At 70.4% G+C, this 1,764-nt stretch carries 1 protein-coding gene; it reads right to left on the reverse strand.

Annotated elements, in window-relative coordinates; all coding sequences use genetic code 11:
* On the reverse strand, window positions 1-1,764 hold a 1,764-nt coding region (locus Q0112_RS10300), incomplete at both ends, for a glycoside hydrolase TIM-barrel-like domain-containing protein (protein WP_297974832.1).

The raw sequence follows: 1,764 nt of genomic DNA on the forward strand, positions 1-1,764 counted from the left end.
TCGGCTGGTTCGGGCCGCGGTCGACCGCCGGGCAGCCGATCTCGGTGAAGCGGATGGCTTTCGACTCTGGCACCCAAGCCGTCGCTGCACCGCTCTCGACGCCGCCCGGCCGGTTGCGGTGCTGGTTCGACCACCAGCTGTGGACATCCTTGTAGCGGAACACCCATGGCCGCCCGTGCGCGCCATCGCCGATCGGCGTCCGCACCTGCGCCTCGCGGTCGGCGGTGCTGGCGTAGTGCCAGTCAAACCCCTCGCCGCCTTCGACGTTGCCGCGGAGGTAGGCGAGGTCGCTGATCGCGTCAGCGTCCGCGGCGTCGAGATGGTCGAGCCCGTCGCGCCAGTCGGAGAGCGGCATGTAGTTGTCGATGCCGACGAAATCGACGTTGGCGTCGGCCCACAGTGGGTCGAGATGGAAGAAGACATCCGCAGAGCCGTCCTGCGGATGATGCCCGAAATACTCCGACCAGTCGGCGGCATAGCTGAGCTTGGTGCCTGCCCCGAGGATCGACCGAACATCCACCGCAAGGTCGGCGAGCTCAGCGACCGCCGGATAGATCGACGCGCCCGCGCGCACTTGCGTGATGCCGCGGAATTCCGAGCCGATCAGGAAGGCGTCGACCCCGCCGGCCGCGGCGCAGAGATGCGCGTAGTGCAGGATCATCCGGCGCAGGCCCCAGTCGTCCGGGGGCCCGTCCCAGCTCACACGCTCGTCGTCGACGTCGAAGTCCGACGGCTGCGCGGAGCCGAAGAAGGCGGCGACCTGGCTGCCGGCGGCTGCGCTCTTGTCTGGGCTCCCGGCGTAGCCGGCCGCCGGCGAGCAGGTGATCCGGCCGCGCCAGGGATAGGTCGGCTGGCCGGTCGCCAAGGCGTTGTCCGAGTAGGGGTCAGGCAGCGTGTTGTCCGCCGCCACGTCCATCAGGATGAACGGGTAGAAGGTCACCCGGTAGCCGCGGGCCTTCAGCTCCTTGATCGCCTGCACCACGGCGCTGTCGGAGGGCGTGCCGCCGTAGGCGGGGCGGTCCTCGGCGTCGCGGCTGACGAGGTGCGCCGTTGCCCGGCCGACGCCATCGACCTGCCAGTTCTCCGGGGCCGTGGTCTTCGCGGTCACCTCCACCCCCGGGCGGATGCGGCAGTGCCCGGCGCGCAGATCATCGCCGAACCAGGCGACGACGAGCGAGACCGACTCGACCTTCGGTGCGCAGGCCTCCAGCCGGTCGAGCGCCACCACGAGATCGGCGGCGTGCGCTTCGGCGTTGACGTTCTCCGCGGACGTCGCCCCATCGCCGTCCTCGCGGCGGACGATGTCGGTCGCATAGGCGAACTCGCCCGAGGCCGGGATCAGCGTCACAGCCCGCACCAGGCTCTCGGCGGATTCCCCGTCGAGGATCGGGCGGAACACCTCGAAGGAGAGCTGCGGCATCCGGTTGCCGTAGCGTTCGAGCGGCAGCTCCTCGAAGACGACGTAGGCGGTGCCGCGATAGGCCGGGGTGTTCGCGGCCCCCATCTTCGCGACGATGAAGGGGTCGGGCGCCTGCGTCTCGCCGCCGAGATGCACCCGCATCGTCACGCCGTCGCGGCTCATCGGCTTGCCGTCGGCCCAGATGCGCCCGAGGCCGGTGATCGGCCCCTCGCAGAGCGCCACGGCGAACGAGGCGAAGTAGAAGTACTCGGTGACCTCGGTCCCGCCGCCACCACCGCCCTTGCCGCCGCCCTGCTCGGTGGTGCGGCTCTCCTCGCGGAAGTCGGTCGCCCAGATGATGTTGC

Source organism: uncultured Amaricoccus sp. (assembly GCF_937858865.1).
In the GTDB taxonomy this organism is placed as follows: Bacteria; Pseudomonadota; Alphaproteobacteria; order Rhodobacterales; family Rhodobacteraceae; genus Amaricoccus.